This window comes from Anaeromyxobacter sp. K, assembly GCF_000020805.1.
In the GTDB taxonomy this organism is placed as follows: domain Bacteria; phylum Myxococcota; class Myxococcia; order Myxococcales; family Anaeromyxobacteraceae; genus Anaeromyxobacter; species Anaeromyxobacter dehalogenans.
In genome coordinates, this window is the sequence record NC_011145.1 from 2,631,533 (window position 1) to 2,656,640 (window position 25,108).

26 protein-coding genes are annotated in these 25,108 nt (G+C 75.8%); 8 read left to right on the forward strand and 18 right to left on the reverse strand.

Annotated elements, in window-relative coordinates:
* Positions 1-99: 99 nt before the first annotated feature.
* Complete coding sequence (locus ANAEK_RS11805; protein ID WP_232288195.1) at positions 100-1,461, forward strand: alpha/beta hydrolase-fold protein; 1,362 nt, start codon at positions 100-102, stop codon at positions 1,459-1,461.
* 72 nt (positions 1,462-1,533) lie between these two features.
* On the opposite strand, the gene ANAEK_RS11810 is transcribed toward ANAEK_RS11805, so the two are convergent.
* Both ANAEK_RS11810 and cmk read right to left on the reverse strand, forming a co-directional pair.
* Positions 1,534-2,190 carry a hypothetical protein gene (locus ANAEK_RS11810; RefSeq protein WP_012526367.1) on the reverse strand — a complete coding sequence of 219 codons (657 nt, stop codon included), beginning with the start codon at positions 2,188-2,190 and terminating at the stop codon, positions 1,534-1,536.
* On the reverse strand, positions 2,187-2,942 hold the full coding sequence (gene cmk / locus ANAEK_RS11815; protein ID WP_012526368.1) for a (d)CMP kinase: 756 nt from the start codon (positions 2,940-2,942) through the stop codon (positions 2,187-2,189). The genes ANAEK_RS11810 and cmk overlap by 4 nt, the downstream gene beginning before the upstream one ends.
* A 98-nt stretch (positions 2,943-3,040) precedes the next feature.
* On the opposite strand from cmk, the gene ANAEK_RS11820 reads away from it, so the two are divergent.
* Positions 3,041-3,430 carry a hypothetical protein gene (locus ANAEK_RS11820; protein WP_012526369.1) on the forward strand — a complete coding sequence of 130 codons (390 nt, stop codon included), beginning with the start codon at positions 3,041-3,043 and terminating at the stop codon, positions 3,428-3,430.
* Here ANAEK_RS11820 and ANAEK_RS11825 read toward each other — a convergent pair.
* The 6 genes from ANAEK_RS11825 to asd form a co-directional block, all read right to left on the reverse strand.
* Positions 3,414-4,382: an acetyl-CoA carboxylase carboxyltransferase subunit alpha gene (locus ANAEK_RS11825; protein ID WP_012526370.1), complete on the reverse strand. Its 969-nt coding sequence runs from the start codon at positions 4,380-4,382 to the stop codon at positions 3,414-3,416. The genes ANAEK_RS11820 and ANAEK_RS11825 overlap by 17 nt on opposite strands.
* Positions 4,383-4,553: 171 nt before the next feature.
* A complete protein-coding gene (locus ANAEK_RS11830) occupies positions 4,554-5,177 on the reverse strand; it encodes a hypothetical protein (protein ID WP_232288196.1) in 624 nt (207 codons plus the stop codon).
* Positions 5,178-5,331: 154 nt separating this feature from the next.
* Complete coding sequence (miaA, locus tag ANAEK_RS11835; protein WP_012526372.1) at positions 5,332-6,249, reverse strand: tRNA (adenosine(37)-N6)-dimethylallyltransferase MiaA; 918 nt, start codon at positions 6,247-6,249, stop codon at positions 5,332-5,334.
* Positions 6,249-6,782: a hypothetical protein gene (locus ANAEK_RS11840; protein WP_012526373.1), complete on the reverse strand. Its 534-nt coding sequence runs from the start codon at positions 6,780-6,782 to the stop codon at positions 6,249-6,251. The genes miaA and ANAEK_RS11840 overlap by 1 nt, the downstream gene beginning before the upstream one ends.
* 5 nt (positions 6,783-6,787) lie before the next feature.
* Positions 6,788-8,032, reverse strand: a complete 1,245-nt coding sequence (gene hisS, locus ANAEK_RS11845) for a histidine--tRNA ligase (RefSeq protein ID WP_012526374.1) — start codon at positions 8,030-8,032, stop codon at positions 6,788-6,790.
* A 68-nt stretch (positions 8,033-8,100) separates the two neighbouring features.
* Positions 8,101-8,949, reverse strand: coding sequence for an archaetidylserine decarboxylase (asd, locus tag ANAEK_RS11850; protein ID WP_012526375.1), 849 nt, complete (start codon positions 8,947-8,949; stop codon positions 8,101-8,103).
* Between the two features lie 102 nt (positions 8,950-9,051).
* Here asd and hutU point away from each other — a divergent pair, with 102 nt between their 5' ends.
* From hutU to ANAEK_RS11875, 5 genes are all read left to right on the forward strand, one after another.
* On the forward strand, positions 9,052-10,692 hold the full coding sequence (hutU, locus tag ANAEK_RS11855) for a urocanate hydratase (protein ID WP_012526376.1): 1,641 nt from the start codon (positions 9,052-9,054) through the stop codon (positions 10,690-10,692).
* Positions 10,689-11,954, forward strand: a complete 1,266-nt coding sequence (gene hutI / locus ANAEK_RS11860) for an imidazolonepropionase (protein ID WP_012526377.1) — start codon at positions 10,689-10,691, stop codon at positions 11,952-11,954. Before hutU ends, hutI begins: the two co-directional genes overlap by 4 nt.
* A gap of 7 nt (positions 11,955-11,961) precedes the next feature.
* Entirely contained in the window at positions 11,962-12,483 is a 522-nt protein-coding gene (locus ANAEK_RS11865; RefSeq protein ID WP_012526378.1) for a metallophosphoesterase family protein, read from the forward strand.
* A 93-nt stretch (positions 12,484-12,576) separates the two neighbouring features.
* The gene (locus tag ANAEK_RS11870; RefSeq protein WP_012526379.1) at positions 12,577-13,350 is read left to right on the forward strand and encodes a class II glutamine amidotransferase; all 774 of its coding nucleotides are present in this window, start codon (positions 12,577-12,579) and stop codon (positions 13,348-13,350) included.
* Between the two features lie 165 nt (positions 13,351-13,515).
* Positions 13,516-13,977, forward strand: coding sequence for a hypothetical protein (locus tag ANAEK_RS11875; RefSeq protein ID WP_012526380.1), 462 nt, complete (start codon positions 13,516-13,518; stop codon positions 13,975-13,977).
* Positions 13,978-13,985: 8 nt separating this feature from the next.
* Here ANAEK_RS11875 and tsaE read toward each other — a convergent pair whose 3' ends face one another.
* From tsaE to tilS, 10 genes are all read right to left on the reverse strand, one after another.
* Positions 13,986-14,537, reverse strand: a complete 552-nt coding sequence (gene tsaE / locus ANAEK_RS11880; RefSeq protein WP_012526381.1) for a tRNA (adenosine(37)-N6)-threonylcarbamoyltransferase complex ATPase subunit type 1 TsaE — start codon at positions 14,535-14,537, stop codon at positions 13,986-13,988.
* Positions 14,525-16,054, reverse strand: coding sequence for a bifunctional ADP-dependent NAD(P)H-hydrate dehydratase/NAD(P)H-hydrate epimerase (locus tag ANAEK_RS11885; protein ID WP_012526382.1), 1,530 nt, complete (start codon positions 16,052-16,054; stop codon positions 14,525-14,527). The genes tsaE and ANAEK_RS11885 overlap by 13 nt, the downstream gene beginning before the upstream one ends.
* Positions 16,051-16,437, reverse strand: a complete 387-nt coding sequence (locus tag ANAEK_RS11890) for a holo-ACP synthase (protein ID WP_012526383.1) — start codon at positions 16,435-16,437, stop codon at positions 16,051-16,053. The genes ANAEK_RS11885 and ANAEK_RS11890 overlap by 4 nt, the downstream gene beginning before the upstream one ends.
* 33 nt (positions 16,438-16,470) lie before the next feature.
* The gene (locus ANAEK_RS11895) at positions 16,471-17,199 is read right to left on the reverse strand and encodes a pyridoxine 5'-phosphate synthase (protein WP_012526384.1); all 729 of its coding nucleotides are present in this window, start codon (positions 17,197-17,199) and stop codon (positions 16,471-16,473) included.
* Positions 17,200-17,320: 121 nt separating this feature from the next.
* Positions 17,321-18,811: a phosphoglucosamine mutase gene (gene glmM / locus ANAEK_RS11900; RefSeq protein ID WP_012526385.1), complete on the reverse strand. Its 1,491-nt coding sequence runs from the start codon at positions 18,809-18,811 to the stop codon at positions 17,321-17,323.
* Positions 18,812-18,820: 9 nt separating this feature from the next.
* Positions 18,821-19,210 carry a hypothetical protein gene (locus ANAEK_RS11905; RefSeq protein WP_012526386.1) on the reverse strand — a complete coding sequence of 130 codons (390 nt, stop codon included), beginning with the start codon at positions 19,208-19,210 and terminating at the stop codon, positions 18,821-18,823.
* Complete coding sequence (gene cdaA, locus ANAEK_RS11910) at positions 19,197-20,078, reverse strand: diadenylate cyclase CdaA (protein WP_012526387.1); 882 nt, start codon at positions 20,076-20,078, stop codon at positions 19,197-19,199. The genes ANAEK_RS11905 and cdaA overlap by 14 nt, the downstream gene beginning before the upstream one ends.
* 22 nt (positions 20,079-20,100) lie before the next feature.
* Positions 20,101-20,901 (reverse strand): dihydropteroate synthase, encoded by an 801-nt coding sequence (folP, locus tag ANAEK_RS11915; RefSeq protein WP_041454220.1) that lies wholly within the window; start codon positions 20,899-20,901, stop codon positions 20,101-20,103.
* Positions 20,902-21,000: 99 nt separating this feature from the next.
* Entirely contained in the window at positions 21,001-22,908 is a 1,908-nt protein-coding gene (ftsH, locus tag ANAEK_RS11920; RefSeq protein WP_011420551.1) for an ATP-dependent zinc metalloprotease FtsH, read from the reverse strand.
* Between the two features lie 121 nt (positions 22,909-23,029).
* Complete coding sequence (gene tilS, locus ANAEK_RS11925; protein ID WP_012526389.1) at positions 23,030-24,382, reverse strand: tRNA lysidine(34) synthetase TilS; 1,353 nt, start codon at positions 24,380-24,382, stop codon at positions 23,030-23,032.
* Positions 24,383-24,888: 506 nt separating this feature from the next.
* Here tilS and ANAEK_RS11930 point away from each other — a divergent pair.
* Positions 24,889-25,104, forward strand: a complete 216-nt coding sequence (locus ANAEK_RS11930; RefSeq protein WP_011420549.1) for a TIGR04563 family protein — start codon at positions 24,889-24,891, stop codon at positions 25,102-25,104.
* The last annotated feature ends 4 nt before the right edge of the window (positions 25,105-25,108 follow it).

Below are 25,108 nucleotides of genomic sequence, written 5' to 3' on the forward strand. Positions count from 1 at the left end.
GGGTTGTCCCCTCTACTCGGAGTCACGAAGTTGCCGGGGCGGGCCTCTCGGCACAGGACCCCCGCTGGAGGACTGGCGATGCGAACCCTCGGACGAGTCGTGGCCTCCCTGGCGGCGCTCACCCTCGCCGGCGCTGCCGCGGCGCAGGCAGCCTCTCCTTCCGCTCCTCCGGCCGCGTCGCCCGGCCCCACGCCTGCCCCTGCCGCCGGCCCTGGCGCCGCCCCGTCCGCCCCGCCCGACGCCGCGGCCGCGCCCGCCGCGCCGGACCCCTCCGGCGCGTTCCGGATCCGCTCGGCGGTGCTCGGCGAGGACCGGAGCTTCGTGGTGCTCGCGCCGCCCGGCTACGCCACCTCCGGCCGGCGCTACCCGGTGGTCTACTTCACCGACGGGAGCCCCAGCCTCGCCCTGCTCGCCACGGTCACGCGCTTCCTCGCGCAGAACGGGCGCATGCCCGAGGTGATCCTGGTCGGGATCGACCACGCCGACCGGGTGCGCGACCTCACGCCGTCGCCGGGCAAGTTCGAGGGCGCGCAGCCGGCCGCGTTCAAGACCGCCGGCGGCGGCGACCGGTTCCTGTCGTTCCTGCAGGACGAGCTCATCCCGCACGTCGAGCGCTCCTACCGGACCGAGCCGTTTCGCATGCTGGTGGGGCACTCGCTGGGCGGGCTGCTCGCGGTGCACGCGCAGCTGGCGCGCCCCGGCCTGTTCCAGGCGACGCTGGCGCTGGCGCCGACGCTCACCTGGAACGGCGACGAGCCGGTGCGGCGCGCCCGCGAGGCGCTGGCCGGCGGCCGCGGGCCGCGCGGCGTGATGGTGATCGTCTCGCCGAACGACGGCCCGGCGGCCGCGAAGCAGGCGCAGGCGCTGGCGCGGACGGTGCGCGGCGCCAGCGGCCTGCAGGTCGCGGCGGTCGAGCTGCCGGAGGAGGATCACTGGTCGGTGGTGCTCGAGGGCGCCACGCGCGGCTTCAAGGAGGTGTTCGCCGGGTGGACGATGCCCGCCCCGGCCGGCGCGGTCGGGCCCGGCGGCGGCCTCCCCGCGGTCGAGCGCCACTACGCGAGGCTGTCGGAGCGACTCGGCTGGACGGTCCGGCCGCCCGAGCCGGTGGTGGACGCCGCCGGCCGCCAGGCCATCCGCGACGGGAAGCTCGAGGACGGCATCCGCGCCCTGCGGCAGAACGCGGCCTGGCACCCGGCCAGCGCGGCGGCGCACGACGTGCTCGGCATGGCGCTGGTGCGCGCGGACCGGCTCGAGGAGGCGAAGGGCGCGTTCCGGACCGCGCTCGAGGTGGCCGAGCGGGCGAAGGATCCCGACGCCGCCGCGTACCGCGCCCACCTCGAGGCCGCGACCGCGCGCGCGCCGATCCGCGAGCCGCTCAACCCCACCTGGCCCGGGCTGCCGAACCTCTGCGGCAAGGCCGGGGACCGGGGCTGGGAGGACCACCACCACCACGGCAACTGAGCCGCGCCTGCCGTCCCGCCGTCGCGCGGCGGGACGGCGGCGCGAGCGGCCGGCGCCGCCGGCGGGCGGAGGTCAGGCCTTCTCGCCGACGAAGCGGTCCTTCTCGTCCCTGAACAGCACGTTGAACGTGGTGAGCGAGCCGTAGCACCGCGTCACGTACTGCTGCAGCTCCACCTTCTCGGCGTCCGTCAGCTTGTCGGTGGCGTTGACCTTCTGCTCCAGCACCCGCAGCCGGTCGCGGATCATCACGATCTTGTGGAACAGGCTGTCGAGCGGGATCTCCTTGGGCGCGGTGCCGGGATCGCCGGGCTTCAGCACCACCGTGCCGCCCTCCCACTTGGGCGCGAGCGGGACGGGCACGTCCTCGCGCAGCGCCTCGCGGATGGCCTGGGCGAACTCCTCTCGCGTCATGTCGGTCAGCTCCTCGGGCAAGGGGACGGAGACGGTGGGCGACGGCGCGGGCGTGCCGTGGCCCGGGGCGCGGTGCACGACCACGCTCGGCCCGGGCGCGCGCGCGCGGCGGCGCGCCGGCTCGGGCGGCGGCGCGGAGGGGATGGCGGCCTCGCGGGACAGGTAGCGCTCGCAGACGGGCGCGGTGCCCGGGAAGTCGCCGGTGCGCACGCCCAGGCGGCACGGGCCGATGGGCCCGCGCGCGTCCTCCAGGATGGGCCGCCACAGCCGGCAGCTCCCGCACTCCTTCGGCCCGTAGGTGCGCTCGCCCTCGCTCACGGCCGGCCCCCGCCCCGCCCGCGCCGGCGCTGGCGCGCGCGCACCTCGCGGGCGAGCGCGTCCACCACCGCCTCGAGCGGCGTGCCGCTCGTGTCCACCACCACCGCGTCCTCCGCCGGACGGAGGGGGGCGATCTCGCGCTCCGAGTCCTGCCGGTCGCGCTTCAGCTGATCGGCGAGCACTTCCTCGAAGGTGGAGCCGTCGCCCTTCGCCAGCAGCTCGGCGTGGCGCCGCCGCGCCCGCTCCTCGGGCGTCGCGACCAGGAAGAACTTGGCGTCGGCGTCCGGGAACACGACCGTGCCGATGTCGCGTCCCTCGAGCACCGCCCCGCGGTTCTCCGCGGCGAGCGCGAGCCGGCGCTGCAGCTCGAGCAGCCCGGCGCGCACCACCGGCCGCGCCGACACCTTGCTCGCCCCGAGCGACATGGGCGGGGTGCGGATCTCCACCGACACGTCCTCCTCGCCGAGGAGGACCCGCTGGCCGCCGCCCGGCTGCCCGGAGGGCGCGAAGCGGATGGCGAGCTGCGGGAGCAGCTGCCCCAGGCCGGCGTCGTCGTCGAGCGCGATCCCGCGGAGCGTGGCGGCGAGCGCGACGGTCCGGTAGATGGCGCCGGTGTCCACCATGGCGAACCCGAGCCGGGCGGCGAGCTGCCGCGAGGCGGTGGACTTGCCCGCGCCGGCCGGCCCGTCGATCGCGACGATGAAGGGGCGGTGCGCGGGTGCGGGGCTCGAGGAGCCCTGGGGGACGGGCATGGGCGAACGGTTATACCCCTGTCCGCCGGGAGGCGCGACCGCGCCGAGGTCCCCCATCGCGGACTGGCGCCGTCCGGCTCCGGCGTCACGATCCCGGGGTGCACGCCGCCGCCGCCGCCGGCCTGGCCGCCCTGCTCGTCGCCCTCCCCGGCGCGGCGACGGCCCCGGAGCAGCCGGTGTCCGTCCACCTCCGGCTGGACGAGCGGCCGCACGGCTCGCGGGCGGAGCGCGAGCGGCTCCGCGATCTCGAGTACGCGCTGATGGAGCGGCTGGCGGGCGGCGCGGGCCGGCTGGTCCGGGACGAGTGGCGCGACGGCTTCTGCGTGCTGCACCTGGCCGGCCCCGACGCGCGGGCGCTCTGGGCCGCGGTGGAGCCGGCGGTGCGCGCGGCGCGGCCCCGGACCGGCTCCTACGCGGTGCTGCGGGCGGGCCCGGAGGGCGCGCCGGAGGAGCGGATCCCGCTCGGCGCCGTCACTCCTCCGAGGTGAACACGCCCATCGCCCGGAACTTGCGGTACCGGTCGGTGACGAGCTGCTCGGGCGACAGCTTCCGGAGCTCGGCGAGGTGGCGGCGGAGCGCGTCGCCGACGTTCTTGGCGGTGAGCACCGGGTCGCGGTGCGCGCCGCCGGGCGCCTCCGGGATGAGCTCGTCGGTGATCCCGAAGCCGGCCAGGTCGCGCGCCGTGAGCTTGAGCGCGTCCGCCGACTTCTGCGCCTTCGTCGGATCGCGGTAGAGGATGGCGCTGCAGCTCTCCGGCGAGATGACCGAGTAGATCGAGTACTGCAGCATGAGCACGCGGTTCGCGACGCCGAGCGCGAGCGCGCCGCCGGAGCCGCCCTCGCCGATCACCACGGCGATGACCGGCACCTCCAGGGACGACATCACCTCGAGGTTCACCGCGATGGCCTCGGCCTGGCCGCGCTCCTCGGCGCCGATGCCCGGGTAGGCGCCGGGCGTGTCGATGAACGTGATGACCGGCTTGCGGAAGCGGTTGGCGAGGTCGAACAGCCGGCGCGCCTTGCGGTAGCCCTCCGGCCGCGGCATGCCGAAGTTCCGGAGCATGTTCTCCTTGGTGCTCCGGCCCTTCTGGTGGCCGATGACCACCACCGGCTCGCCGTCGAACCGCGCGAACCCGGACACGATCGAGTGGTCGGCGGAGAAGCGACGGTCGCCCTCGATGTCGAAGAAGTCGGTGAACAGCTCCCTCAAGTAGTCGAGGGTGTACGGGCGCTGCGGGTGCCGGGCGAGCTGGACGGTCTGCCACCGGTCGAGGTCGCTGAAGATCTCGGCCTGGAGCTTCCGGGCCTTCTTCTCGAGCTTCTGGATCTCCTCGCTGAAGTCGACCTTGGCGCCGCCGGAGAGCTCCTTGAGCTCGGCGATCTTGGACTCGAGGGCGAGGAGCGGGCGCTCGAAGTCGAGGGCGTAGGCTGGCTTGGACACGGACGGCTTATAGCACGGCGCCGCCGGAACGCACGCGCGCAGACCACCGGCTTCTCAGCGCTTTTCGACGCGCCGCGCCAACCGAAAGCACGCCCGCGCGGCCTCCGGAAACGACACCGCGCACGCCCCGGGACCGGAGCGTGCGCGGCTGGGTTGGGCGGCGCTGCAGCGCTACTCGCAGCTGCAGTAGGTGACGTGGGAGATGCCCTTGCCGTCCGGCGTCTCCAGCGTGTCGCCGGCGCTCACGCCCACGTAGACCTTGTAGCAGGTGCCGGCCTTCACGAGCGCCAGGTCGGCGTCCATCGACGCCTCGTGCGTCGGGCCGGAGAGCCCGTCGTCCTTGCCGGCCGGCACGAGCCCGAAGTAGGCGCACTCGTTCCGCGGGTTGCCCAGGTTGCCGCAGAAGGTCGAGCCGTCCTCGACGCCGTCCAGCTCCTGGCACACCGGCGGCGGCGGCGTGCCGCCGCACGCGGGGATGACGCCCGCGGGGATCTCGATGGTCGGCACGTACGACAGGGGCGAGGTCTCCACGATGTTGACCTGGCCCGCGTCGTAGTTCGACGGACCGCCCTGCGCGGTCAGGTCGATGCTGACGCTCCAGAGGCCGAAGTTGCCCGGATACAGCATGAACCCGTACCAGCCGTCGGCGCCCGTCGGCGCGTACGACGTGGACACGACGCTACCCTGCGTGAACGTCAGCACGGCCCCCGGGACCGCCACGCTGGGATCGGACTCGCAGACCAGGTAGCCCCAGGCCTCGCGCGCGGACGCGGAGCGCGCGCCCAGGAGAATCATCAGGACAGCCGCCATCAACCCGAACTTCACTCGACGCATATTTCGCCCCCGTGGAACGTGAGACAACGGCCGCACTGTAGTCGACCGTGCGTCGGAGTGATGAAGATCAGGCGGGTGTGGCGAAATCGGCTGCGATGTGTGCCGCAATCGCGGGTCACCGGATCGCGGGAGGTCGCGGCTCCAGGACGCGGCGCGCCAGCGCCTCGACGTCGTGCGGCGGCGCGATCCAGGCGACGCCGCGCTCCTTGCGGAGCCAGATCACCTGCCGGCGCGCGTAGCGGCGGTGCGCCACCTGGACCCGGCGGATCGCCTCCTCCAGATCGAGCTCGCCGCGCAGGTGCGCCGCCGCCTCCGCGTAGCCGATGGGGAGGCGGGCCGGCAGCGCGCCGTCGAAGCGCGCCTCGAGCGCGCGCGCCTCGTCGAGCAGGCCGCCCGCGAACATGGCGCGGACGCGGGCGTCGATGCGCGCGTGCAGCTCGGCGCGCGGCGGGTCGAGCGCGAGCAGCGCCGCGTCGTAGCGGTCCTCGCGGAACGCGTGCGCCCGGTAGAGCTCGGAGGGCGTGCGGCCGCCGGCGGCGATCTCCAGCGCGCGCACCACCCGCACCAGGTCGTTGGGCCGGATGAGCGCCGCCGCGGCGGGGTCCACGGCGGCGAGCCGGGCGTGGACCGCCGGCCGGCCCAGGCGCGCCGCCTCCTCCTCCAGCGCCGCCCGGAGCGCCGGGTCTCGCCCGGGCGCCTCGACCACGCCGTGCAGGAGGGCCCGGACGTACAGCCCGGTGCCTCCCGCCACGATGGGCACGCGGCCGCGCGCGGCGATCCCGGCGATGGCGGCATCCGCGAGCGCCGCGAAGCGGGCCGCGTCCATCCCCTCCCCCGGCTCGACGAGATCGAGCAGGTGGTGCGGGGCGGCGGCGCGCTCCTCCGCGGTGGGCTTGGCGGTCCCGACGTCGAGCCCGCGGTAGACCTGCTGCGAGTCGGCGTTGACGATCTCGCCGCCGAGCCGGCGCGCCAGCGCGATGGCGAGCGCGGTCTTGCCGGACGCGGTCGGCCCGGCGACCACCACCAGCCGCATCAGCGAGCCCCGGCGCCCCGCGCCTCGAACAGCCCCGGGACGAGCGACGCCGCGCGCGCGAGCAGCGGCTCGAGGTCCTCCGGCAGCGGCGCCGCCGCCGAGGCCACCGGCACACCCGCGGCGCCGAGCAGCCGGACCGTGATCCGCAGCCCGCCCGACGCGTCGCGCTCCAGGCGCGCCAGGACGCGGCGACCGGCCTCGAGCGCCTCGGCCACCGTGCGCGGGCAGTCCTCGCCCCGGCAGGTGCCGAGCGCCTCGGCGCGCGCCACCACCTCCAGCTCGGGGGCGCCGTCCGGGCAGATCGCGTCGGCGCGGGCCGCCTCGGCGACCGCCGCGCAGAGCCGCTCGGTCACCGCCCCGACGATCGCGGCCGCGACGCCGCGGTCCGCGGTGACCTCGAGGACCACCGGGCCGCCGGCGGCGGGGCCGCGGGCCGGAGCCCGCGCGGGCGCCGGCGTCGAGGGCGGCGTCGGGGCCGGCCCGGGCGCGGCGGCGAGGACGAGCGCGAGCGCGGCGAGGGGCGCGAGCGGCATGGCGGCTACCCCGAGACCCGCGCGGCGAGCTCGGAGAGCGCCACCGGCGTCTCCTCGCGCGTCTGCAGGTCCTTCAGCTTGGCCTGCCCGGTCGCGACCTCGTTGCCGCCGAGCACCACCGCCCACCGCGCGCCGACCCGCTCCGCCTGCTTGAACTGCGCCTTCAGCTTGCCGCCGCGCGGATCGAGCTCGCAGGCGATCCCGGCCCGCCGCAGCCCGGCCGCGAGCCGCAGCGCCTCGAGCGCGCCGGTCGCGTCCGCGCTGACGAAGAACACCGCCGGCCGCCGCTCCGGCATGGCGCGGCCCACCTTCTCCAGGATCATCGAGAGGCGCTCCTCGCCGAGGGCGAAGCCGATGCCCGGCGTGGGCGGGCCGCCGAGCGTCTCGACCAGCCGGTCGTACCGGCCGCCGCCCGCGACCGCGGACTGGGACCCGAGCGCGTCGGAGGTGAACTCGTACGCGGTGCGCACGTAGTAGTCGAGCCCGCGCACCAGCCGCGGCTCGACGCGGTACGCGACGCCGAGCGCGTCGAGGCCGGCCTTCACCTGGTCGAAGTGCGTCCGGCACGGCTCGCAGAGCCGCTCCAGCAGCTGCGGCGCCTGCTCCAGCACCGGCTGGCAGGACTCGACCTTGCAGTCGAGCACGCGGAGCGGGTTGCGCTCGATGCGGTCCTTGCAGTCGGCGCAGAGCGCGCCCTGGTTCGCGACCAGGTACGCCTTCAGGTCGGCGAGGTAGGCGGGGCGGCACTGCGCGTCGCCCACGGAGTTGAGCTTCAGCTCCGCGGTCACGCCCAGCCGCGCGAAGTAGTCCGCGAGCAGCGCGATCTGCTCCGCGTCCAGGTACGGCTCGGCGACGCCGAACGCCTCGCAGCCGATCTGGTGGAACTGGCGGTAGCGGCCCTTCTGCGGCCGCTCGCGCCGGAACATCGGGCCCATGTAGAACCACTTCTGCGGGCCCTCCACGAACGCGCCGTGCTCGATGAACGCGCGCACCGTGCCGGCGGTGCCCTCGGGGCGCAGCGCGAGCAGCTCCTCGCCCTTGTCCTCGAAGACGTACATCTCCTTGTTGACGATGTCGGTGGCCTCGCCGACGCCGCGGGCGAACAGCGCCGCGTGCTCCACGGCCGGGGTCCGCACCTCGCGGTAGCCGTACAGCGCGAACACCTCGCGCGCGACCGACTCCATCTCGTGCCAGCGGGCGACGTCCGCGGGGAGGACGTCGTTCATGCCCTTCACGCCGTTGATCTTCACGCCGGCATGGATACCAGAGCCCCGCGCGTGATGCACGGGGAGGTGGCAGGCCGGCGGCGCGCCGCGGCCTACGCCGCGCCGCCGAGCGGCTCGCCGACCCGGACCCGCACCCCGGGCGCGAGCCGCGGGTCGAGGCGCGCCTTCCCGGGCTCGAAGAGCAGGATCACGGTGGAGCCCATCTCGAAGGCCCCCAGCTCCTGCCCCTTCTCCACCGGGATCGGCGTCTCGTAGTCGTGCCGGCGCGGCGCCGCGCCGGGCAGGTTGGTGAAGGGGATGGAGGGGTCGTAGTAGGCGCACACCCGGCCCACCACCGTGGCCCCCACCGCCACCACCGCGCAGGCGCCGAGCGGCGTCTCCAGCACCGTCACCAGCCGCTCGTTCAGCGCGAACAGGCCGCGGACGGTGCGGACCGAGGCCGGGTTCACCGGCCAGAGCTTCCCCGGCACGTACCGCCAGCCGGTCACCTTCCCGCCCAGCGGGAAGTGGATGCGGTGGTAGTCCTTCGGCGCGAGGTAGAGGGTGGCGTAGGCGCCGCCGGCGAACCGGGCGGCGAGCGCCTCGTCGCCCAGCAGCGCGGCGGCCGGGTAGTCGATGCCCTTCGCCTGCACCAGGCGGCCGGCCTCGACCCGGCCCGTCTCCGAGACCGCCCCGTCCACCGGCGATGCCACCACCCGCTCCCCGGGCGCGATGGGCCGCAGCCCGGGCCGCAGGGGGCGCGCGAAGAACTCGCCGAACGTCCGGTAGACGTCGAGGTCCGGGCACTCCGAGAGGTCGATCCCGTAGCGCCGCGCGAACGCCCGCATGGCGGCGAGGCGCACCGGGACCGGCGCGCGCCAGCGCGTGAGCGCGCCGACGGCGCGCGAGAGGGCGTTCTTGGGCAGGAGCCGCAGGGCGGAGATGAAGAGGCGGTCGTTCATGGAGCGCGCGGAGTCTAGCAGCGCGCGCCCGCGGCGGGCCCCGTTTTTCGCGGTGCGGCCGGCGCGGCCCCGGGCCAGGCTCTCGCGCCGGAGGTGGCTCCCATGGACGCGATCCGCGCACCGCGAGGGAGCGCCCTCTCCTGCCGAGGCTGGGTGCAGGAGGCGGCGCTCCGCATGCTGATGAACAACCTCGATCCGGACGTGGCCGAGCGGCCCGACGACCTGGTGGTCTACGGGGGCACCGGCAAGGCGGCCCGCGACTGGGAGAGCTACCGGCGCATCGTCGCGGCGCTTAAGGCGCTCGGCGACGACGAGACGCTGCTCGTGCAGAGCGGCAAGCCGGTGGGCGTCCTCGGCACGCACCCGGACGCGCCGCGGGTGCTCATCGCGAACTCGAACCTGGTCCCGCGCTTCGCCACCTGGGAGCACTTCTGGGACCTCGAGGCGCGCGGGCTCATGATGTACGGGCAGATGACGGCGGGCTCCTGGATCTACATCGGCAGCCAGGGGATCCTGCAGGGCACCTACGAGACGTTCGCGCAGGCCGGCCGCACGCACTTCGGCAGCGACGAGCTCGCGGGCCGGCTGGTGCTGTCCGGCGGCCTCGGCGGGATGGGCGGCGCGCAGCCGCTCGCGGCCACGCTGCTCGGCGCGGCGTTCCTGGGCGTGGACGTGGACCCGGCCCGCATCGAGAAGCGGCTCGCGACGGGCTACCTCGACGAGCGCGCCGCCGACCTCGACGACGCGCTGGCCCGGCTGGAGGCGGCGCGCCGCGCCCGGCGGCCGCTGTCGGTGGGCCTGGTCGGCAACGCCGCCACGGTCTACGCCGAGCTGGCCCGCCGCGGGGTCGCGCCCGACCTCGTCACCGACCAGACCTCCGCCCACGATCCGCTGAACGGCTACGTCCCCGCCGACGTGCCGCTCGCGGATCTCCCCGCGCTGCGCGCCCGCGACCCCGAGGGCGTGGTGCGGCGGGCCAAGGAGTCCATGGCCCGCCAGGTCGAGGCGATGCTGGCGATGCGGCGCCTGGGCAGCCACGTGTTCGACTACGGCAACAACCTGCGCGCCGGCGCGCGGGAGGCGGGGCTCGCGGACGCGTTCGCCTACCCCGGGTTCGTCCCCGCCTACATCCGGCCCATGTTCTGCGAGGGCAAGGGCCCGTTCCGCTGGGTGGCGCTGTCCGGCGACCCGGCCGACATCGCGCGCACCGATCGCGCCGTGATGGAGCTGTTCCCGGAGAACGCCGGCCTGCGCCGCTGGCTCGACCTCGCCGCCCGCAAGGTCCGCTTCCAGGGGCTGCCCGCGCGCATCTGCTGGCTGGGCTACGGCGAGCGGGATCGCGCCGGGCTGGCCTTCAACGAGCTGGTGCGGCGGGGCGAGGTGAAGGCGCCCATCGTCATCGGCCGCGACCACCTCGACTGCGGCTCGGTGGCCTCGCCGAACCGCGAGACCGAGGCCATGAAGGACGGCTCGGACGCGGTGGCCGACTGGCCCATCCTGAACGCGCTCGTCAACGCGGTGAACGGGGCGTCCTGGGTCAGCTTCCACCACGGCGGCGGGGTGGGCATCGGCTGGAGCCTCCACGCCGGCCAGGTCATCGTGGCGGACGGGACGGATGCGGCGGCCCGCCGCGTCGCCCGGGTGCTGCGCAGCGACCCGGCCATGGGGGTGCTCCGTCACGCGGACGCGGGCTATCCGGAGGCCGAGCGCGTCGCGCGGGAACGGGGTATCAAGCTCCCGTGAGCCGCCCCACCGCGACCCTGGTCCTCCGCAACGCCGTCGTCGCCACCTGCGACCGCGGCCCCTCCGACGCCGGCCTGCTCCCCGGGGCCGCGGTGGCCGTCGAAGGGCGGCGCGTCGCGTGGGTCGGCCGCGATCGCGATCTCGAGGCCGAGGTGAACGCGGGGGGCGCGCAGGTGATCGACGCCCGCGGCGGCCTCGTCACCCCGGGGCTGGTGGACTCGCACACGCACCTCGTCTTCGCGGGCGAGCGCGCGGGCGAGTTCGCGCTCCGCTGCGCCGGGCGCAGCTACCTGCAGGTGGCGCTGTCCGGCGGCGGGATCGCGGTCACCACCCGCGCGACCCGCGCCGCGCCGGACGAGCAGCTGCTCGCGGACGCCGCCGCCCGCGCCCGCCGCCTCATCGCCCAGGGCGTCACCACCATCGAGGTGAAGAGCGGCTACGGCCTGGACGCCCCGGAGGAGCTCCGGCTCCTGCGGATCGTCCACCGGCTCGGCGACGCGCTCGGCGGGGACGCGACCATCCTGCCCACGCTGCTGTTCCACGCGGTGCCGCCGGAGCAGGTCGGCGACCGGGCCGGGTTCGTGCGCGAGGCGTGCGCCTCGCTCATCCCCCAGGTCGCGCGCGAGCGGCTGGCGGGGTTCTGCGACGTCTTCGTGGAGGACGGCGCCTTCGCGCCCGACGAGGCCCGGCTGCTGCTGCAGGCCGCGAAGGACCGCGGGCTGGTGCCGCGCGTCCACGCCGAGCAGCTCACCGCGGGCGGCGGCGCGCGGCTGGCCGCGGAGCTCGGCTGCTCCAGCGCCGATCACCTCGAGGAGCTGGACGACGCCGGGGTCGCCGCGCTGGCCGAGGCGCGCGTGGTGGCCGGGCTGCTGCCGCTCTCGACCCTGTTCCTCGGCTCGGAGCGGTACGCGCCGGCGCGGCGGCTGCTCGAGGCGGGCGTGCCGGTCTCGCTCGCCACGAACATGAACCCCGGCAGCGCCATGAGCGAGAACGTCGGGCTCACCCTGTCGCTGGCCTGCCTGAAGCTCGGGCTGACGCCCGCCGAGGCGCTGGTCGCGTTCACCGCCGGCGGCGCGAGGGCGCTGCGCCAGCCGGACCTGGGCCGCATCGCGCGCGGGGCGGACGCCGACCTGGTGCTGTGGGGCTGCGGCTCGCCCGAGCACCTCGCCTGGCACATGGCGGTCAACCACGCGCTCGCGGTGGTGAAGCACGGGCGGGTGGTGCACCAGGCTCCGGCCGTCGCGATGGTGGACTGCCGCTGAGGCGCGCGTGCGGGTCGGGCTGCTCTCGGACACGCACGGCCTGCTCGACCCCGCCCTGCCCGCGCTGTTCCGCGGCTGCGCCCTGCTGGTCCACGCCGGCGACGTGGTCCGGCCGGAGATCCTGGACGCGCTCGCGGAGGTCGCGCCCGTCGCCGCGGTCCGCGGGAACAACGACCGGGATCCCGCGTTCGACGCGCTGCCCGAGACCGTGCGGCTCGCGCTCGGCGCGCTGCGCGCGCTGGTGGTCCACGACCTCGGCCCGCGCGACCGGCCCCGCCCGCCGGCGCGCCCGCTCCTCGCGCGCGATCCGCCCGAGCTGGTGATCCACGGCCACTCCCACCGCCCCGGCGCGGCGCGCCTCGGCCCCACGCTCTACGTGAACCCCGGCAGCGCCGGGCCGCGCCGCTTCCGGCTGCCGCGCACCGCCGCCATCCTCACCGTGCGCGGGCGCCACGCGCAGGTGGCGTTCTACGAGCTGGGCGCCGGCCGCCCGCTGCCGTTCGGGCCCCCGGTGGACGCGGCGCTCTGACGAGCACGCGAGGCGATCCCGCCCCCGTGGCGGGCGCGCCCCCGCCCGGATTGGATCGGCGGGCGGCGCCCTGCTAGATTCCCTGCGTCCGCGATGTGCCGCCTCTTCGGTCAGCACGCCCACCCCGGCCGCGATGCCTGCGAGCCGCTCTGCAGCGCAGAGAACGCCCTCCGGTTCCAGTCGCACCGGCACCCGCACGGCTGGGGGATCGGCTGGTACGTGCAGGGGTCGCCGCTCGTGCGCCGGGGCATCCTCCCCGCCCACGCCGACGCCGCCTTCGTCGAGGCGGGGCGCGAGATCCGCTCGGCGGTGGTGGTCGCGCACGTGCGCGAGGCCAGCGTCGGGCCGGTGCTCCGCGAGAACACCCACCCGTTCGTGCACGATCGCTGGGTGTTCGCGCACAACGGGACGGTCGCCCGCTTCAAGGACGACGCGGACGTGCGCGAGGGGATCCTCGCCGAGATCGACCCCGACCTGCGCGGCCGCATCCGCGGCGACACCGACAGCGAGCGCTGCTTCTACCTGTTCCTGACGCGGCTGCGCGCGCGCGGCGGGCTCGAGGCGCCCGGCGTCGAGGCGGTGCGCGCGGCGCTCGCGGCCACGACCGACGTCCTGCTGCGCATCGCGGACGCGGTGCCGTCGCCGAAGCCGAGCTCGCTCACCTTCCTCGTCTCGGACGGCCGGCTCCTCGCCGCCTGCCGCCGCGGCCGCACGCTGCACGCCGCGAGCGACGCCGGGCCGCGCCACGCGTTCGTGGTGGCGAGCGAGCGGATCGGCCGAGCCCCTTGGAGCGAGGTGCCCGAGGGAGGCTTCGTCGCCACCGAGGACGGGATCCGGGTGGTTGACGCGCCGCTGCACGCGCCCTGAGCCCCTCCGCGCGGGGACGATCCCGGCGCTTCCACCTGCCCCGTGCATCGCAGGCGCTGCGGCTCGACCCGCCCGCGCGACCCCCGCCGTGAGGCCGTCGCGGGTGATTTCCCCCTGTACGCTCGTGGCGAGGTTCCGATCGCTTCGACGCTGTGCGGAGGGGCCATGCGTCCGACGATCCTCGCGGTGCTGTCCGCGCTGGCTGCGTTCGCGCCGGCGCGCGCCCCGGCCCAGACCGAACCGGACCGCTGGGACGAGATCCACGCCGGGCTGCTGTCGGAGCCGGTGTCCACCTGCGTCGGGTGCCACGAGGAGGCGGCCCGCCTGCACGCCGCACACCCCGTGGACGTGACCTACGCCCCCGACGCGTCCGGCATGCTGCGGCCCCGCGCGGAGGTGGAGCGGCGCGGCGTGGCCCTGCCGGCCGGGAAGGTCCACTGCTGGAGCTGCCACTCGGCGAGCTCGCGCTGGCGGTTCCACCTGTTCCTGCCCCAGGGGACGACGGCGCGCCGGCGCGTGATCCCGGGGGTGGAGAGCACCTACGAGGACCCGCCGGGCGACGTGCTCGTGGACGGCTCGGACGTGAGCCCGAAGCCGCTCTGCCTCGCCTGCCACGCGTTCGACTGAGGCCCCGCTCAGCGCGAGCGTCGGCCCGCGCGCGCGGTCCGGGGCGCCGGGCGCCGCGCGCGCCCCGGCGGCGCGACCAGCGCCCGCGCCAGCGCCGCGTGCCGAGCGCCCACGCCCTCCAGCTCCAGGTGCCGGACGTCCGGCCGCGCGGCGTCGTGCGAGAGCCGCAGGGTGAGCCGCTCCGCGGGGAGCGCCCCGGGGATGCGGTCCGCCCACTCCACGAGCAGCGCGCCCTCCCCGCCCACCAGGTCGCCGAAGCCGGTCCCGTACAGCTCGTCCTCGTCCGCGATCCGGTAGAGGTCGGCGTGGTGCACCGGGATGCGTCCGCCGTAGGTGGCGACGATCGCGAAGGTGGGGCTGGAGACCTCGCCGGGCGGGACGTTCGCGCCCTCGCAGGCGCCGCGGACGAGCTGCGTCTTGCCGGCCCCGAGGTCGCCCTCGAGCGCCACCACGTCGCCGGGCCGGAGCAGCCCGCCCAGCCGCGCGCCGAGGCGGCGGGTGGCCGCCGCCGACCGCGTGGTCCGCCGCGCCGTGAAGCGCTCGCCGCTCATCTCCGGCATTCCGCCCACACCTCCCCGATGGCCGCGCCCAGATCGCTGGCGAGCAGCCCGCGCTCGCCGAGCCGCCGCGCGGCCAGGTCGCCGGCGCGCCCGTGGACCCACGCGCCCGCACGCCCCGCCGCCCCGGGCGCGAGCCCGGCCGCGAGCAGCGCCCCGCACAGCCCGGCCAGCACGTCGCCGGTGCCGCCGGTGGCCATGCCGGGGTTGCCGGTCGGGATCACCGCCGGAGGGCCGGACGGATCCGCCACCACCGTGCGCGCGCCCTTCAGCACCACCGTCGCGGCCCAGGCGCTCGCCTGCCGGGCCGCGAGGCCGATGCGGTCGCGCTGCACCTCGGCGGTGGAGAGGCCGCACAGCCGGGCCATCTCGCCGGGGTGCGGGGTGAGCAGCAGCGGCACGCCCGCCCCGGCGAGCCGCTCCGCCTGCCCCGCGACGGCGTTGAGCGCGTCGGCGTCGAGCACCGCCGGCAGGCCCGCGCGCGAGAGCAGCTCGAGGAGCAGCGCGCCGGTGCCGTCGCCGCGCGGGATCCCCGGCCCGATCACCAGCGCGTCGGCGGCGGCCGCCGCCTCCAGCAGCGGGCCCAGGTCGGACGCGTCGAGCGGCCCCGCCCCCGGGAGCGCCGCGCTCATCGCCTCCGGGCGTCCGGCGAGCGCCATGGGCAGGACCTCCGCCCGCGCCGCCAGCGTCACCAGCCCGGCGCCGCCGCGCAGCGCGCCGGTGAGCGCGAGGTGCGCCGCGCCGGTCTTGCCGGGCGAGCCGGCGATCACCAGCACCCGGCCCGCGTCGCCCTTGTGCGCCTCCGGGTCGCGCGGCGGGACCAGCGCGCGGGCCTCGTCCTCGACGAGCAGCTCGGCCTCGGCCGGCACCTGCGCCGCCGCCTCCGGCGGGATGCCGATGTCGGCCACCGTCACCTCGCCGGCGTGGGCCGGGCCCGGGTGGAGCACCAGGCCGCGCTTCTGGAACGCGAAGGTGACGGTGCGATCGGCGCGGACGCAGGCCTCGCCCAGCGGCTGGCCGGTGTCGGCGGACAGGCCGGAGGGCACGTCCACCGCCAGCACCCGCGCCCCGGCGCGGCGCGCCGCCTCGATCCGCGAGATCGCCGCGGCGAAAGCGCCCTCGGGGGCGCGCGACAGGCCGGTCCCGAAGATCGCGTCCACCACCACGTCGCCCGGGCCGGCCTCGAGCGGCGCGTCGGCGGCCTCGGCCACCACCCCGGCGGCCTCCGCCCGCGCGCGCTCGGCGCGGGCGTCCTGGGTCAGCCGCGCCGCGTCGACCAGCGAGACCACCCGCACCGCCCGCCCGGCGCCCACCAGCAGGCGCGCCACCACCCAGCCATCCCCGCCGTTGTTGCCGCCGCCGCAGACCACCGCGAAGCGGCCCCCCGGCCCGGCCAGCCCGCGTGCCGCGTCGGCCGCCGCCCGTCCGGCCCGCTCCATCAGCTCGAGCGAGGGGATCCCCAGGCCGTCGATGGCGGCCCGGTCGATCGCGCGCATCTCCGCCGCGCCCACCAGCCTCATGGCCCGGTCCCCTCCAGGATCACCGCCGCGACCGCCACGCCGGCGTCGTGCGTGAGCGTGAGGTGCACGCGCGCGACGCCCAGGCGCCGCGCCGCGTCCGCCGCGAGGCCGTCGAGCGCCAGCGACGGGGCGCCGCTGCCGCGCTCCACCACCAGGTCCAGCCAGCGGACCCCCTCCGGCGTCCCGAGCGCCTTCACCGCCGCCTCCTTCGCGGCGAAGCGCGCGGCGTACCGGGTGGCCCGGTCCTGCCGCGCGTCGCAGTAGGCGCGCTCGGAGGGCGCGAACACCCGCGCCAGGAACCGCTCCGCGCGCGCGGGCGGGCCGGCCAGGATCCGCTGGATCCGGGCCACCTCCACCACGTCCAGGCCGAGCCCCAGGATCACGCCCGCTCCTCGCTCGCCGGGCGGCGCCCCGCGCTACGGGCGCGCCTCGCGCAGCAGCTCGCGCATCTCGCGCACCGCGCGCTCGAACCCCACCAGCACCGCCCGCGCCACGATCGAGTGGCCGATGTTCAGCTCCTCGATCTCCGGGATGGCGGCCACCGGCACCACGTTCTGGTAGTTGAGCCCGTGGCCCGCCGCCACGCGCAGCCCGAGCTTCGCGGCCGCCTTGCACGCGTCGATGACGCGCGACAGCTCGCGCCGGCGATCCGACGCGAGCCGCGCGTCGCAGTAGCGCCCGGTGTGCAGCTCCACCACCTCCGCCTCGGCGCGGTGGGCCGCCTTCACCTGGTCGAGGTCCGGGTCGATGAACAGCGACACCTCGATCTCGGCGTCGCGGAGCGTCTTCACCACCTTGCGCACGTGCTCGCGACCGCCCACCACGTCCAGGCCGCCCTCGGTGGTCAGCTCCTCGCGCCGCTCCGGCACCAGGGTGGCGATGTCCGGCTTCACGCCGTACGCGATCTTCACCATGTCCTGCGTGGCGGCCATCTCGAGGTTGAGCCGGCTCGAGACGGTCTTCCGCAGCACCTGGAGATCGCGCTCCTGGATGTGCCGGCGGTCCTCGCGCAGGTGGATGGTGATCTGGTCGGCGCCGCCCATCTCGGCGAGCACCGCGGCGGCGACCGGGTCCGGGTACTGGGTGCGGCGCGACTGGCGCAGGGTCGCGACGTGATCGACGTTGACTCCGAGGCGTGCGGGCATGGCGGCGGGAGTCTACCGCGGAACCCGCTCCACCGCCGAGGTTCGTGCCCTCGCCCCGCCGCGGGCGCCCGGCCCGGCGGCCGAGGCCGCTCGATCCGGCTCGCCGCCGGGGCGCGCGGCGCTACCCGATCGCCTGGCGCAGCTCGGCGGCGATGCCGTCCGCGAGCGCCCGGGCGCGCTTCGCGTCGGGCCCCTCGACCAGGACCCGCACCTTGTTCTCGGTGCCGGAGGCCCGGACCAGCACCCGCCCCTCGGCCCCGAGCGCCTTCTCCGCGGCGGCGATGGCCTTCACCACCGAGGGCAGCTCGGCCACGGGCCGCTTCTCGCGCACCTCCACGTTGACGAGCGCCTGCGGGACCGGCTCGAAGCAGCGCGCCAGCTCGGACAGCGGCTTGCCCTCGCGCACCATCACCGCCAGCACGTTCAGGCCGGCCGCCACGCCGTCGCCGGTGGTGACGTGGTCGAGGAACACCAGGTGCCCGGACTGCTCGCCGCCGAACGAGTAGCCGCTCCGGCGCATCTCCTCGACCACGTACCGGTCGCCCACCGCGGTCCGCACCACCTTGCCGCCGAGCGGCGCGAGCGCCCGCTCCAGCCCCAGGTTCGACATGACGGTGGCCACCACGGTCTTCTTGGCGAGCGCCTTGCGGGCGAGCAGGTCGCGGCCCACCAGCGCCATGATGGCGTCGCCGTCCACCACGTTACCGTGCTCGTCGGCCAGGATCACCCGGTCGGCGTCGCCGTCGAGCGCCAGCCCGAGGTTCGCGCCGTGGCGCTTCACCGTGCGGGCCATCGACTCCGGGTGGACGGCGCCGCAGGCGTCGTTGATGTTCTTGCCGTCGGGCTTGACGTTGAGCGGGATCACCTTGGCGCCCAGCTCCTCGAACACCACCGGCGCGACGTGGTAGGCGGCGCCGTGGGCGCAGTCCACCACCACCGTCAGCCCCTCCAGCGTCAGCTCCTTCGGGAAGATGGTCTTCAGGAACTGCGCGTAGCGGCCGATGGCGTCGTCGATGCGCTTCGCCTTGCCGATCCGGGTGGCCGTGGGGCGGAGCGCGCGGAACTCCTCGGCGCCGGCGTCGTCCTCCCCTGCGTCCAGCACCAGCCGCTCGATCTGCAGCTCCAGCTCGTCGGGCAGCTTGAAGCCGTCGCGCGAGAAGAACTTGATGCCGTTGTCCTGGTACGGGTTGTGGCTGGCGCTGATCACCACGCCCGCGTCGGCGCGCATCGAGTGGGTCACGAACGCGATGCCTGGCGTGGGCAGCGGGCCGCACAGCATCACGTCCACGCCCATGGAGGAGATCCCGGAGGCGATGGCCTGCTCGAGCATGTAGCCGGAGAGCCGGGTGTCCTTGCCGATCACGATCCGGTGCCGGTGCGGCCCGCTCCGCACGATGTAGGCGAGCGCGCGGCCGAGCTGGAGCGCCATCTCGGCGGTCATGGGGTGCACGTTCGCGACGCCGCGGACGCCGTCGGTGCCGAACAGGCGCCGCGCGAGCGGCGCGGGGCGGGCGGCGGGCGCCGCGGGGACGCCGTTGCGGGCGCCGGGGGTGCGGGGCGCGCGGCGCGGGAGGCCGACGGCGGGGCGGGTGCGGGTCGCGGGGGTGGTCATCGCGTCAACCTATGGGTGGGTGGGAGCGCCTTCAACGGGCGCGCGGTGGAGCTCGACGGAGCCTTGCGCAGGGTGGATCGCGTCCACGCGGAGCCCGCGCGGAAGGTGGAGCGCCTCGGAGCGGAGGTACCAGGTGGCCACGCCGGGCCCGCTGCGGGAGAGCTCGGCGCGGAGCACGAGCCCGGACGGATCGAGGGTGCGCAGGCGCGCCCACGGCCCCGAGATGGCCACGCTCACGTCGGTCGGGAGCGCCGGCTCCGCGGCCAGGTCCCTCGGGAGCGAGGCCACCACCGGGACCGTGTAGGTGGCGGTGACGCGGCGCTCGCCGCGGACCACCAGGAACAGGGCCACCGCCGCGGCCACCGCCAGCAGCGCCAGCGCGAGGTCAGATCGCCGCACGGGGCGCTCCCTGCCCGGCCGGGTGGGGCCCGCCCGCGGGCGCGGGGCGCCCGGCGGCGCCGCCGCTGCCGCGGCCCGCCGTCACGAACAGTGAATAGAGCAGCTTCCGCAGCGCCTTCTCGTCGAGCGCGCGGTGCAGCGTGCCCTCCAGCGCGACCGACACCTCGCCGCGCTCCTCGGACACCACCACCACCGCGGCGTCCACCTCCTCGGCGAGGCCCAGCGCGGCGCGGTGGCGGGTGCCCAGCTCCTGCGGCGCCTCCGCGGCGGAGAGCGGCAGCAGGCACCCGGCGGCGGCGAGGCGCGCGCCCTGGATCACCGCGGCGCCGTCGTGGATGGGCCCGGCCGGCAGGAAGATGGAGAGCAGCAGCTCGGAGGTGACCGCCGCGTCCACCCGCAGGCCGGAGTCGATGACGTCGGAGAGGTCGGCCGAGCGCTCCAGCACGATGAGCGCGCCGTGCCGGCGCCGCGCCAGCTCGCCGGCGGCCTTCACCACCGCGTCCACCGCACCGCGCTGGGTGGCGAGGTCGTCTCGCGACAGCGCGGCGAGCAGGCGCGAGGAGCGGCCCAGCTCGGCCAGCGCGCGGCGGATGTCCGACTGGAACAGGACGATCACCCCGAAGATGAACGAGTAGCTGAGGAAGTGGCCGAGCACCCAGCTCAGCGTCTCCAGCCCGGCGACCTGCGCGCCGAGGTAGCCGAGGCCGAGCAGGAACAGCCCGAACAGCACCGCCACCGCGCGCGTGCCGCGGATGATGCGGAGCACGCGGTAGACGAGGTACGCGACGAGGCCGATGTCGACCAGCGCGAGCGCGAGGTCACCCAGCGAGACGTCGGGGCCGATGAGGTAGACGAGGATCCGCTGCAACGGGCTTCTCCGGCGCGGCAGTCTACAGCGGACCGGGAGCGCGCGCCGCTCCCCGGATCGCGGCCGCGACGTCGGCTGCCTGCCGGGCGGCCGCGACGTCGTGGACCCGCACCAGCTCCACGCCGGCCAGCACGCACGCGGTCACCGCCGCGAGCGTGCCGGGCAGGCGCTCCGCCGCGGGCGCGCCGGTGACCTTCCCGATGAAGCTCTTGCGCGACGGGCCCACCAGCAGCGGGCACCCGAGGCGCCGCAGCTCGCCGACCCGCGCCAGCAGCTCCAGGCTGTGCCGGGCGTCCTTCGCGAAGCCGAGCCCGGGGTCGAGCACCACGCGATCGCGCGGGATGCCGGCCGCCACGGCCCGGACGAGCGCCTCGTCCAGCTCGGCGGCCACCTCCTCGACCACGTCCGCATACACCGCGCGCGTGGCCATGTCGGCGAACGTGCCGCGCATGTGCTGGAGCACGATCGGCACGCCGGCCGCGGCGACCACGCCGCCCATGTCCGGGTCGGCGAGGCCGGTCACGTCGTTCACCAGGTCCGCCCCGGCCGCGAGCGCCTCCCGCGCCACCCGCGCCTTCCACGTGTCCACCGAGACCGGGAGCGTGAACCCGCGCGCGCGCAGCGCGGCGACGACCGGCACCACCCGCCGGAGCTCCTCCTCGACCGTCACCGGCGGCGCGCCGGGCCGGGTGGACTCGCCGCCCAGGTCCACCAGGTCGGCCCCCTCGTCCGCGAGCCGCAGCGCGTGCGCCACCGCCGCGTCGCGGTCCAGGAACCGGCCGCCGTCCGAGAAGGAGTCCGGGGTCGCGTTCACGACCCCCATGACGAAGGGGCCAGGCCCGTCGAAGAGCCTGGCCCCGATCCGCATCCGCATCGCGACGTGGTCTCCGGCCGGCGCCCGCGGGACGGGCGCCGCGGCCGATCAGGCCTTGCCCGCCGCCGGGACGCCGCCCACCGCGTCGAGCAGCCCGCCGCGCTTGCCGCCCTTCTCGGCCGGCGTCGGCACCATGGGCTTCGCCGGCGGGGGCCGGCTGATGGTGCCGCCGCCGAGCAGCACGTCGATGTCGGCCGCGTCGAGCGTCTCGTACTCGATGAGCGCGTCGGCGATGGCGTTCAGCAGCGGCTGGTTCTCGAGCAGGACCTTTTTCGCCCGCTCGTACTGCTCGGTGACGATCCGGTGCACCTCGGCGTCGATGTCGCGCGCGGTCTGCTCGGAGTACGTGTGCGCGGTCGCCATCTCGCGGCCGAGGAAGACCTCGCCCTCCTTCTTGCCGAAGGCGAGCGGGCCCATCTTCTCGCTCATGCCCCACTCGCACACCATGGAGCGGGCCAGGTTGGTCGCGACCTCGATGTCGTTCCCGGCGCCGGTGGTCTTCTGGCCGAAGGTGATCTCCTCGGCGAGGCGGCCGCCCATCAGGATGGCCACCTGGTTCAGCGCGAACTCCTGGTTCAGGTTGAGCCGATCCTCCTGCGGGAGCTGCTGGGTCAGGCCCAGCGCGCGGCCGCGGGGGATGATGGTCACCTTGTGCACCGGGTCGGTGCCCGGGAGGATCTTCGCGACCAGCGCGTGCCCGGCCTCGTGGATCGCGGTGGTGCGCTTCTCCTTCTCGGAGATGATCATCGAGCGCCGCTCGGTGCCCATGATCACCTTGTCCTTCGCGAACTCGAAGTCCTCGATGGCGAGCTTCTCCTTGTTGCGCCGCGCGGCGTAGAGCGCCGCCTCGTTCACGAGGTTCTCGATGTCGGCGCCGGAGAAGCCGGGGGTCCCGCGCGCGATCTGGGTGAGGTCCACCTGCGTGTCGAGCGGGGTCTTCTTGGTGTGCACCTTGAGGATGCCGAGGCGGCCGTTCAGGTCGGGGCGCGGCACCACGATGCGGCGGTCGAAGCGGCCCGGGCGCAGCAGCGCCGGGTCGAGCACGTCGGGGCGGTTCGTGGCGGCGATGAGGATGACGCCCTCGTTCGACTCGAAGCCGTCCATCTCCACGAGCAGCTGGTTCAGCGTCTGCTCGCGCTCGTCGTGGCCGCCGCCCAGGCCGGCGCCGCGGTGGCGGCCGACGGCGTCGATCTCGTCGATGAAGATGATGCAGGGCGCGTTCTTCTTGCCCTGCTCGAACAGGTCGCGCACGCGGCTCGCGCCGACGCCCACGAACATCTCGACGAAGTCCGAGCCGGAGATGGAGAAGAACGGGACGCCGGCCTCGCCGGCCACCGCGCGCGCCAGCAGCGTCTTGCCGGTGCCCGGCGGGCCCATCAGCAGCACGCCCTTCGGGATGCGGCCGCCGAGGCGCGTGAACTTCTTCGGGTCCTTCAGGAAGGAGATGATCTCCTCGAGCTCGTCGCGCGACTCGTCGATGCCGGCCACGTCCGCGAACGTGATCTTGTTGTGGTGCTCGGTCATCAGCTTCGCGCGCGACTTCCCGAAGCTCATCGCCTTCCCGCCGCCGGATTGCAGCTGGCGCATGAAGAAGAAGATGAGCAGGAACACGAACACGAGCGGCAGGTACTGCAGCACCACCGTCACCCAGAGCGAGTTCTGCTCGGGCTTCTGGTACGTCAGGTTGACGCCCTTCTCCCGCAGCTTCTCGGCGATGGTCGCCGAGGCGTCGATGGGCCCGGTCGTCACGAAGTCGGAGCCGTCGCGCAGGTGGCCGAAGTAGTCGAGGTCCTTGACCGTGACCTCCTTCACCTCGCCGGCCTCGACCTTCGACATGAACTGCGACCAGTTGTAGGACTTCGCTTCGCGGCCCCGCTGCTCGAACAGCTTCCAGAGCGCGATGAACATCACGATCAGGAAGACCCAGAGCAGGGCGGTCTTGTAGGACTGTCGCAAGGCTCGATTTCCCCTTCGGTGGAGCGTCGATCGACCGGAACCGACGGCGAGGTCCGACTCTTCCGCACCGCGCCCCGCGCCGCCAGGCGCCCGGCCAGGCGACGCCCGGGCCAGGTGCCCGTTATAACAGGCCCTCACCCCCTTTGCAGTACGAGCCGTCCGGGCCGGGCGCGGTCGAGATCCGCACGCGCAACCCGGCGCCCGAAGGGCCCAGCCCTTCCGCGACGGCGCCCAGCTCCGGAATCGCCAGCACGGCGCCCCCGGGTGCGGCGAGGAGCACCAGCCGATCCCGTGCCTCGCGCGGCACCTTCCGATCGATGAGCCAGCGCTTCAGCTTCGTCCCGCCCGGCCCGCCCTCCGGCCGGAAGCGGTCCCCCGGGCGGCGGGTCCGGAGGGTGAGCGGCCAGGGCACCGCGGCCGGCCGCGCGGCGCCGATCTCCACCCAGGCCTCCAGCGCCGGGAGCGCATACCTCCCCGGCCCCGGGACCTCCACCGGCGACACCTCGGGGACCGGCGCCGCGGGGCCGGCGAGCTCGAGCCGCCCGTAGCGGCACCGGGCGCGCCGCCCGCCCGGGAGCGCGACCTCGCCCGGGCGCCCGCGCCGCAGGAGCGCCAGCACCGCCGCCACGTGCTGCGCCTCGAGCGCCCGGCCGCTGCCGGTCGCGGCGCGCCAGAGCCGCCGCACCACCCGCCGCCGCACCGCGAGCGGCTCGCCCCGGAGCGCGGCCACGTCCACCGCGGTGCCGCCCCCCGCGACCGCGCGCGCCCGGCGATCGAGCGCGCGCTCGTCCTCGCGCGCCAGGTCGGCCGCGCGCGCCAGGGCCCGGTCCGCCGCCGGCGCCGCCGCCCGCAGCAGCGGCCAGAGCTCGAGCCGGAGCCGGTTCCGCGCGTAGCCCGGGACGGCGTTGGTGGGGTCGTCCGCCCAGCGCAGCCCGATCGCGCGCAGGTAGGCGTTCCCCTCCTCGCGCGTGCGATCGATGAGGGGCCGGATCACCGCGCCGCGGCGCGGCGGGATCGCGGCGAGCCCGCGCGCGCCGGCGCCGCGGAGCAGGCGCAGCAGCACGGTCTCGGCCTGGTCCCCCAGCGTGTGCCCGGTCGCGATCCGCGTGGCGCCGGCGCGCGCCGCCGCCTCGCGCAGCGCCGCGTAGCGCACCCGGCGGGCCTCGGCCTGCACGTTGCCGGCCCCCACCGCGAGGCGCCGCTCCTCGAGCGGCACGCCGAGCCGCGCGCACGCGGCGCGGGCCGACGCCGCCTCGGGCTCGCTGCCCGCGCGCAGCCCGTGGTCCAGGTACAGGGCCCGCACCTCCGCGAGCGCGCCGGCGTCGCGCAGCGCGGCGAGGGCGGCGAGCAGGGCCGTCGAGTCGGCGCCGCCCGAGAGCGCCACGAGCACGCGGTCCGCGGGGCCGAACAGCCGCCGGCGGCGGGCGGTCTCGAGCACGGCGGCGGGGTACGGGTGGAGGTCAGGGCGTCGCATGCAGGAGGGGCTCCTCGGCCCCGGCGCGGAGGTGCGCGGGTCGGACGTGCACCGGACCTCGACCCGCGCCGGGAATGCGAGCGCCGGGCGGCGGGTTCGAGTGGCTGGAGCGAGCAGCCTGCCGCCATCCCCGTCGCGGCTGCAAGTTGCGGGATCCGTTGTGGAATGCGATGTTGGGTCGCCGGTGTTGACGACCGTGCAGGATGGAACAAGTTTGTGGCGCTGGGCCTAGGGGTCCCCCCCCTCCCCCTCTGGGCCCACGGAGAGCCGGCAGCGATGCCGGCTCTCTTCTTTGGTGCTGCCCGAACCGCCCCATCACCACGCCTCCGCCTCCAGCAACCGCGCGGGGATCTGCGCGCTCGCGCCCGCCCCGCCGCGACCCGGGCGAGCGAGACCTCGTCGCGCCAGCCTCACGGTGGGTGCGCCCCGTCGGGTGGATGAAAGCTTGACCGATGGAGCGATCCCAGCGTACAACGCCGTCGTTTGCCCCACAGCATGGAGCAGTGATGGCCGGCACCGACAAGCGCAAGCAGTCCCTGTACTTCCCCGAGGACATGCTGAACGAGATCCAGGCGGAAGCGAACCGGCAGGACCGGTCGCTCTCGTGGATCGTCCAGCAGGCCTGGCGCATCGCCCGCGGCGAGATCATGCGCTTCCCGTCCGTCAACGACGTGCTGTCCGGCGTCGCGCGGGAGGACGAGCGCGAGGAGAAGGGCATCTAGGCAG

What these genes read in the sequence shown, in the direction of transcription:
- ANAEK_RS11885 (WP_012526382.1), bottom strand. Translation starts at nt 16,054, where the DNA reads ATGAGGCTGGTGGGCGCGGCGGAGATGCGCGCGATCGACCGGGCCGCC.
- ANAEK_RS11840 (WP_012526373.1), bottom strand. Translation starts at nt 6,782, where the DNA reads ATGCCGCTCGCGCCCCTCGCCGCGCTCGCGCTCGTCCTCGCCGCCGCG.
- tsaE (WP_012526381.1), bottom strand. Translation starts at nt 14,537, where the DNA reads ATGCCGGAGATGAGCGGCGAGCGCTTCACGGCGCGGCGGACCACGCGG.
- ANAEK_RS11930 (WP_011420549.1), top strand. Translation starts at nt 24,889, where the DNA reads ATGGCCGGCACCGACAAGCGCAAGCAGTCCCTGTACTTCCCCGAGGAC.
- ANAEK_RS11875 (WP_012526380.1), top strand. Translation starts at nt 13,516, where the DNA reads ATGCGTCCGACGATCCTCGCGGTGCTGTCCGCGCTGGCTGCGTTCGCG.
- glmM (WP_012526385.1), bottom strand. Translation starts at nt 18,811, where the DNA reads ATGACCACCCCCGCGACCCGCACCCGCCCCGCCGTCGGCCTCCCGCGC.
- ANAEK_RS11895 (WP_012526384.1), bottom strand. Translation starts at nt 17,199, where the DNA reads ATGCCCGCACGCCTCGGAGTCAACGTCGATCACGTCGCGACCCTGCGC.
- folP (WP_041454220.1), bottom strand. Translation starts at nt 20,901, where the DNA reads ATGGGGGTCGTGAACGCGACCCCGGACTCCTTCTCGGACGGCGGCCGG.
- tilS (WP_012526389.1), bottom strand. Translation starts at nt 24,382, where the DNA reads ATGCGACGCCCTGACCTCCACCCGTACCCCGCCGCCGTGCTCGAGACC.
- ANAEK_RS11830 (WP_232288196.1), bottom strand. Translation starts at nt 5,177, where the DNA reads ATGATTCTCCTGGGCGCGCGCTCCGCGTCCGCGCGCGAGGCCTGGGGC.
- hutU (WP_012526376.1), top strand. Translation starts at nt 9,052, where the DNA reads ATGGACGCGATCCGCGCACCGCGAGGGAGCGCCCTCTCCTGCCGAGGC.
- asd (WP_012526375.1), bottom strand. Translation starts at nt 8,949, where the DNA reads ATGAACGACCGCCTCTTCATCTCCGCCCTGCGGCTCCTGCCCAAGAAC.
- miaA (WP_012526372.1), bottom strand. Translation starts at nt 6,249, where the DNA reads ATGCGGCTGGTGGTGGTCGCCGGGCCGACCGCGTCCGGCAAGACCGCG.
- cmk (WP_012526368.1), bottom strand. Translation starts at nt 2,942, where the DNA reads ATGCCCGTCCCCCAGGGCTCCTCGAGCCCCGCACCCGCGCACCGCCCC.
- ANAEK_RS11870 (WP_012526379.1), top strand. Translation starts at nt 12,577, where the DNA reads ATGTGCCGCCTCTTCGGTCAGCACGCCCACCCCGGCCGCGATGCCTGC.